Origin of the sequence: Tateyamaria pelophila (genome assembly GCF_019966495.1) — a bacterium.
GTDB classification, from domain to species: Bacteria; Pseudomonadota; Alphaproteobacteria; order Rhodobacterales; family Rhodobacteraceae; genus Tateyamaria; species Tateyamaria pelophila.
Genome location: NZ_JAIMIA010000182.1, coordinates 1 through 6,358, shown reverse-complemented (window position 1 = coordinate 6,358; position 6,358 = coordinate 1). Strand labels below are relative to the sequence as shown.

The window sequence follows — 6,358 nt, the reverse complement described above, 5'->3', positions numbered from 1 at the left end:
AGACGATGTCATCAAGCAGTACCTGGAATTACATTCCGACAAATGATGCCTCCGGCGTCAGCCGGTGGTCCTTCACTATACGGGAACTTTGGTGGACGGGACTGTTTTTGACAGTTCGGACGGTCGGGACCCGTTGGAATTTGTTGTAGGATCCGGCCAGATCATACCAGGGCTTGATGTGGCGTTGCCCGGGATGAAGGCGGGGGATAAGAAGGTGGTCAAAATCGCCTGTACTGAGGCGTATGGTCCGATCAATCCAGCGATGCGCCAGGGCGTTCCCCGCGATGTGATTCCTGAGGAAATTCCGCTGGAAGTTGGTCTGCAATTGCAGATGCAGACGCCGGAAGGGCAGCCCATGCCGGTGACTGTCGTCGAGATCGATGAAGCAGAGGTCACGTTGGACGCCAATCATCCGCTTGCAGGCAAGGATCTGACCTTCGATTTCGAAGTCGTGACGATCAATCCGGCTTGACGCCGTTCGGACGCTCTTTGCCGTTGGCAAAGACGCCCCGCCCGCCGTCCCGAGTACCTCTCAGACCTTAGCCGCCCGGCGTGATGCTTTTGAACTTTGTGCTGACAGCGGTGGCATGCATGTTCGGCTCAGTGCGGGCGGTTGTGGACTGTGGTTGGTGCAAGCCCCGACGGACCGGGACGGCGTCGGTCGGCATGATCCGGACCTGGATGTCACTTGGGCGCCCGATCACTGGCGGGCTGCTGGAGTCAGGTTGGTGGGCGTAGGCGACCACATCGGTGACAAGTGTCGGGTGCATCCGCAGTACGAGAAAAATCCCCACCCCGATTAGCGAAAACAAAAGTCGACCGAGCCATTTGGGCCGTCGCGCGCGCTTTGCACGGCGCTCCAATATCCGTTCTTTTGTGTGCATATGTTCAAAATGAGCCGTTTTCATATGCTGACGGCTAGCAACGCAAGATGGCAATAATTGGGCGCTTAGAGGTGATCGGGTTGTGGCATGCCCAGAACGTGGAACCCACCATCAACGCGAATGATTTCTCCGGTCGTGCAAGCCCCTGCCTCGGAGCACAGATAGACTGCGGTGCCACCCACGGCCTCGAGGGTCGCATTGGAGCGCAAAGGCGCGTTCTGGTCCGTGTGTTTGTAGGTTTTGCGGGCGCCCCCAATGGCCGCACCTGCGAGGGTTTTCATCGGGCCGGGAGACACAGCATTGACCCGGATGCCTTCCGGCCCCAGATCGTTGGCGAGGTACCGGGTCGCTGATTCCAGCGCGGCCTTGGCCACGCCCATCACGTTGTAATTGGGAACAACACGGTTGGACCCACCATAGGTTAAGGTCAGCAAGGTGCCGCCATTCTCGATCATCAGGGGATGCGCGCGTCGGGCCACTTCGATGAAGGAATAGGCGCTGATATCGAGCGAGTGTTTGAAGTTTTCACGGCTTGTGTTCAAAAACCGACCGGTCAATTCGGACTTGTCCGAAAACGCGATGGCGTGAACCACGAAGTCGATGGTGGGCCACCGCGCAGCCAACGCATCAAAGGCAGCATCGAGCGACGCATCGTCTGTCACGTCCACGTCGACCATGAAATCCGAGCCGACGCTGGCCGCCAGAGGTTCGAGGCGTTTGCCAAAAGCTTCTCCCTGATAAGTAAACGCCAACTCCGCCCCTGCTTCTGACATGGCTTTGGCAATGCCCCACGCGATCGATCTTTCATTCGCGACGCCCATGATCAGGCCGCGTTTTCCTTTGAGCAAGTCTGACATGTTCAATTCTTATCCATGAAATTTGGAGAGGATCATCGATCCGTTTGTGCCACCGAAACCAAAGGAATTGGTCATGACGGAATCGAGGCCGGCATCGGCGCGCATTTCGGTTGCGATTTCTGCCGGGTCAAGGGCGGGATCGAGGGTCGTGACGTTGATCGACGGGGCGATGAAGTCGTTTTCCAGCATCAACAGGCAAAAGATTGCCTCCAATGCGCCGGCGGCCCCTTGGGCGTGCCCGGTCATCGACTTGGTGGAGCTGACAGGCGGCGTGCTGCCTTGGCCAAAAACGCGGCGGACGGCTTCGATTTCGCCAACATCGCCGACAGGGGTCGAGGTGCCGTGCGCGTTGATATAGCTGATGCTCCGTCCCTCGGGCAGGGTTTCAATAGCCAACCGCATGGCGCGTTCGCCGCCTTCGCCAGAGGGGGCCACCATGTCGTGGCCATCGGAGGTTGCCGCATAGCCGGTGACTTCGGCGTAGATCTTGGCGCCGCGTGCCAATGCGTGCTCAAGCTCCTCGAGAACCACGATGCCGCCGCCGCCAGAAATGACAAATCCGTCGCGGTCCGCGTCGAAGGCGCGGCTTGCGGTGGTCGGGTTATCGTTATTCTTGGACGACATCGCGCCCATCGCGTCGAACAGGCAGGACAACGTCCAGTCCAGTTCTTCTGCGCCACCGGCAAACATCACGTCCTGCTTGCCCAGCATGATCTGTTCGGCCGCGTTGCCGATGCAGTGCAATGAGGTGGAGCAGGCGGATGTGATCGAATAATTGATGCCTTTGATCTTGAACGCTGTGGCAAGGTTCGCGCTGATTGTCGAGGACATGCATTTTGGCACCGCAAAGGGGCCGATCCGCTTGGTTGCCCCAGATTTCAGAACCGTCTGGTGGGCGGCCAGCATGGCAGAGGTCGACGGCCCGCCCGATCCGGCCACAAGGCCGGTGCGCGGGTTCACGATATCGCTTTCGTCAAGGCCCGCATCCGCGATGGCCTGAGACATCGCGATATGGCCATAGGCGGCACCTCGCCCCATGAACCGCAATGCGCGTTTTTCGACATGTTCGGCGACGTCAATCTTGAGTGTACCGGCGATCTGGCTGCGAAAGCCGTGCTCGGCCATTTCCGGGCTGGCTTCGATACCGCTGGTCCCGGCCTTGAGACTGGCCAGCACGTCCGTTGCATTATTCCCGATGGATGAGACAATGCCCAATCCAGTGACAACAACCCTGCGCATGCGCGCGCTCCTTTACAGTCTGTGGTCTGACCCGTGTAGGACAGGGGGGGCGGTGCGTGCAAGCCGTTATGCCTATCTCGAACCGCAGGTTAAGGCTGATCCAGTTCTGCCAGAAAGCGTGTCATTATGTCGGTGACGGCTTGCGGTGTCTCGATCGGGCTGCTGTGACCTGCGTCCGGGACAACCGCAAGCCGCGCGCCTTTGATCGCCGCTTGCATGGTTTCGGAGCGCGCCACGGGCGTAGCGATATCTTGCGCGCCGACGATGATCTGGGTCGGTGGAGGTGCATCCAAAGCGGCAAGGTCATCGCGTACGGAGTCACGGGAAAAGATCGCATTGCCAAAGTGGTAGACAGATTTTTTGTCCAGTGCCGAAAAGTCAGCGCGCCAAGCGTTGACCTCCTTCTCGCGTGCGGGGTCGGTCAGGAAAGGTTGCGCCATGAGGATCGGCATGACCTTGCCCAAAAGTGGTCGCGTCCCGATCCATCGCACGGCAAAGAGCAGTTGATTGTATTGCCGCAACGCTGCGGGGTCTTCGGCGTCGGCAGATGTATCTATCAGGGTCAGGCTCTTGATCAGGTCAGGCGTGCGCAGGGCGAGGCGCATTCCGACGAATCCGCCCGTGGACATGCCGGCAAAGTGAACAGATCCATTCGCAAGGGTACGGATCAGGGCGGCCGCGTCATCCACCAGATCATACATACCGAAGGGCGTGGGGCAGGGGGCACTTTGGCCGTGGCCGCGATGATCGTAGGCGATGACGCGGAACCGCACGTTCAGGGCGGCAATCTGGTGAGCGAACATTTTGTGGTTCATCAGGAAACCATGTGAAAACACGATGGTTTCCGGCCCGCTGCCGGTCTCGACGTAGTGTAGTCTGGTCCCGTTCACGTCGACAAATGGCATCTCCGCACCCCTTGGATCAAAAGCAAGGCTCTATGATCGCGCGCGCTACGTCAACGTGTAGAGTGTCGCTTGATCAGGTTTCGCTCAGAGCGACGCGCATGCCCTTCACCTGATAAATCTCTTCGCCATCCGCTTCGACACGGCCATCTGCAACACCCATCGTAAGGCGTCGGGTCTGGATCGCTTTGGTGAAATCCACATAATAGGTCAGCATCTTGCGTTCTGGACGGACCATACCGGTCAGCTTGACTTCGCCCACACCCAGCGCATAGCCGCGCCCTTGCCAGCCACGCCAGCCCAGATTGAAACCGGTCAACTGCCATAACCCATCCAGACCCAGACAGCCGGGCATGATCGGATTTCCGGGAAAGTGGCAATCGAAAAACCACAGGTCGGGGGTGATATCAAATTCTGCGACGACGTGACCCTTGCCATGCAGCCCACCATCGCCGGAGATATCGGTGATCCGGTCCATCATCAGCATCGGTGGTGCGGGCAGTTGCGCGTTGCCGGGGCCGAACAGCTCGCCACGGGCGCATTTCAGCAGGTCATCTTTGTCAAAGCTGTTGGGATAGTCCGCCATATTGGCCTCATTCGTTGCTCAGATGTCCGGGTCTGCCGGGATTGACGCCCATGTATAACTGCAGGTGTTGCGGGTGCAAGAGCGCGCGATTGGGCTGATGCAGTCTGGCGCTTTGGCTGATTTACCGAAACAAGCGCTCCCGCCATTGGCGATGGTGCCTTTAACGACAGCCGCCTGCGCACAAACTGTTTCCCGGAAAGTGTTGGAGGGACTTTTCGAGAACACCGGAGCCCCGACCAAGATCGCAACCGTCAAGAACGCGTCATTTCCTAACCAAGCTGACAGGAACCCGCCTTATCGCTCATGCTCCCGGTATATCTGAGCGGACTTTTGGTCAAACGTCATAAATCTGTCGAGACTTTGGACCGAAGCCGAAACGGCCACGTCTCTTGGGAATTTTTTGGGCCATGGCAGCCGCAGTGTCGACTTCAAGGCCTTGAAGCAGATGGGGCTTTAGGGTCGCACCGCGTGAGGCTGCGACTCATTTGCAATTGAATTTGCGGGATATTCGCCTTTATATACGTCTTAATGGAAGAGGATGCGATGAAACAAGATCAGCACGAGGTCGGTAGCACATGGTTGGCGGGCGCAGGTTTGCGGCCGACACGTCAGCGCGTGACGCTTGCAGCCTTGCTGATCGGCGACGGTCAGGATCGTCATGTCACGGCCGAAAGCCTGTTTGAGGCGGCCAAGAATCAGGGTGAAGCGGTGTCGCTCGCGACGGTCTACAACACGTTGCGCGCGTTTTGCGATGCCGGGCTGATGCAGGAAGTCACGGTCGATGGCTCGAAGAGCTATTTCGACACCAACACGCATGACCACCCGCACTTTTTTTGGGAGGACGACGCCAAACTGACGGACGCGCCGTCCGATCAACTGGTGATTGCGCAACTGCCAGATGCGCCCGAGGGGGCGGAAATAGCATCGGTCGATGTGGTGATCCGGCTGCGCCGGAAAGTCTAGACAGCGCATATGCATCCCCTGATTTCCCAAAGCGACATCGATACCTACCAAGCCGATGGCGTGGTTTTAGTTCGTGGTCTTTTTCGCGATCATGTCGACGCGCTGCGTGCAGGGGTTGCCCGCAATATGGCCGAACCCGGCCCATTTGCGTCGACCAATGATCGCAAGGGTGAAACGGGGCTGTTTTTCGATGATTACTGCAATTGGCAGAGGATCCCCGAGTTTTCAGATGTCCTGCAGAATTCGGCTGCTGCGTCTGTAGCGGCAGACTTGATGGGGTCGAGATCGGTACAACTGTTTCATGACCACGTGCTCGTCAAGGAACCGGGTACATCGATGGCCACACCGTGGCATCAGGACAATCCCTACTATTTCGTCGAGGGCAGGCAGACGATCAGTTTCTGGTCGCCTCTTGACCCGGTGCGGGATGCCACGCTGCGCTGCGTCGCCGGATCGCATTTGTGGCCCAAAGATGTCGTGCCCACCCGGTGGGTGTCCGAGGCGGCCTTCTTTGAAGGAGACTACATCCCGGTTCCGGACCCCGATGCCGACGGCATGCGGATTGTAGAATTCGCCATGGAGCCCGGCGATGCGGTTGCTTTCCATTTCCGTACGCTGCACGGCGCGCGGGGAAATCAAAGCGCGACCCGTCGGCGTGCCTTTTCTGTTCGGATGGTCGGGGACGATGCTCGCTATGTGGCGCGTCCCGGTCCGACATCACCTCCGTTTCCCGGTCATGACATGGTGCCGGGGCAAAAGCTCCGTGAAGATTGGTTTCCAATTCTGCTGTGAGCGGCAGGTGTTTTCGAGGGCGCGCCGACGTTTATCCAGCGCAGCGGCGACATAGAACCCGACATTCCCCAAGTGGCCTGCCATCTGACGCGAAGATCGCCTGATCAGGCCTGCGGATCAAGTATCTTTTACCTC

General features: G+C 58.6%; 7 protein-coding genes. 3 read left to right on the top strand and 4 right to left on the bottom strand.

What is annotated here, in order from left to right; all coding sequences use genetic code 11:
• Nucleotides 1-64 precede the first annotated feature (64 nt).
• Complete coding sequence (locus tag LC354_RS25640; RefSeq protein WP_223428801.1) at nucleotides 65-472, top strand: FKBP-type peptidyl-prolyl cis-trans isomerase; 408 nt, start codon at nucleotides 65-67, stop codon at nucleotides 470-472.
• A gap of 477 nt (nucleotides 473-949) precedes the next feature.
• On the opposite strand, the gene LC354_RS25635 is transcribed toward LC354_RS25640, so the two are convergent.
• The 4 genes from LC354_RS25635 to fabA all read right to left on the bottom strand — a co-directional run bounded on the left by LC354_RS25635 (nucleotide 950) and on the right by fabA (nucleotide 4,468).
• Nucleotides 950-1,741 (bottom strand): enoyl-ACP reductase FabI, encoded by a 792-nt coding sequence (locus LC354_RS25635; protein WP_223428800.1) that lies wholly within the window; start codon nucleotides 1,739-1,741, stop codon nucleotides 950-952.
• Between the two features lie 9 nt (nucleotides 1,742-1,750).
• Nucleotides 1,751-2,980, bottom strand: a complete 1,230-nt coding sequence (gene fabB / locus LC354_RS25630; RefSeq protein WP_223428799.1) for a beta-ketoacyl-ACP synthase I — start codon at nucleotides 2,978-2,980, stop codon at nucleotides 1,751-1,753.
• Nucleotides 2,981-3,069: 89 nt separating this feature from the next.
• On the bottom strand, nucleotides 3,070-3,885 hold the full coding sequence (locus tag LC354_RS25625) for an alpha/beta fold hydrolase (protein ID WP_223428798.1): 816 nt from the start codon (nucleotides 3,883-3,885) through the stop codon (nucleotides 3,070-3,072).
• Nucleotides 3,886-3,958: 73 nt separating this feature from the next.
• Nucleotides 3,959-4,468, bottom strand: coding sequence for a bifunctional 3-hydroxydecanoyl-ACP dehydratase/trans-2-decenoyl-ACP isomerase (gene fabA / locus LC354_RS25620; protein ID WP_223428797.1), 510 nt, complete (start codon nucleotides 4,466-4,468; stop codon nucleotides 3,959-3,961).
• A 543-nt stretch (nucleotides 4,469-5,011) separates the two neighbouring features.
• On the opposite strand from fabA, the gene irr reads away from it, so the two are divergent.
• Both irr and LC354_RS25610 read left to right on the top strand, forming a co-directional pair.
• On the top strand, nucleotides 5,012-5,431 hold the full coding sequence (gene irr, locus LC354_RS25615) for a Fur family transcriptional regulator Irr (RefSeq protein WP_223428796.1): 420 nt from the start codon (nucleotides 5,012-5,014) through the stop codon (nucleotides 5,429-5,431).
• 9 nt (nucleotides 5,432-5,440) lie between these two features.
• Complete coding sequence (locus LC354_RS25610; RefSeq protein WP_223428795.1) at nucleotides 5,441-6,223, top strand: phytanoyl-CoA dioxygenase family protein; 783 nt, start codon at nucleotides 5,441-5,443, stop codon at nucleotides 6,221-6,223.
• The last annotated feature ends 135 nt before the right edge of the window (nucleotides 6,224-6,358 follow it).

Coding starts and splice junctions, on each gene's coding strand:
- LC354_RS25635 (WP_223428800.1), bottom strand. CDS start 1,741: ATGTCAGACTTGCTCAAAGGAAAACGCGGCCTGATCATGGGCGTCGCG.
- fabB (WP_223428799.1), bottom strand. CDS start 2,980: ATGCGCAGGGTTGTTGTCACTGGATTGGGCATTGTCTCATCCATCGGG.
- LC354_RS25625 (WP_223428798.1), bottom strand. CDS start 3,885: ATGCCATTTGTCGACGTGAACGGGACCAGACTACACTACGTCGAGACC.
- fabA (WP_223428797.1), bottom strand. CDS start 4,468: ATGGCGGACTATCCCAACAGCTTTGACAAAGATGACCTGCTGAAATGC.
- irr (WP_223428796.1), top strand. CDS start 5,012: ATGAAACAAGATCAGCACGAGGTCGGTAGCACATGGTTGGCGGGCGCA.
- LC354_RS25610 (WP_223428795.1), top strand. CDS start 5,441: ATGCATCCCCTGATTTCCCAAAGCGACATCGATACCTACCAAGCCGAT.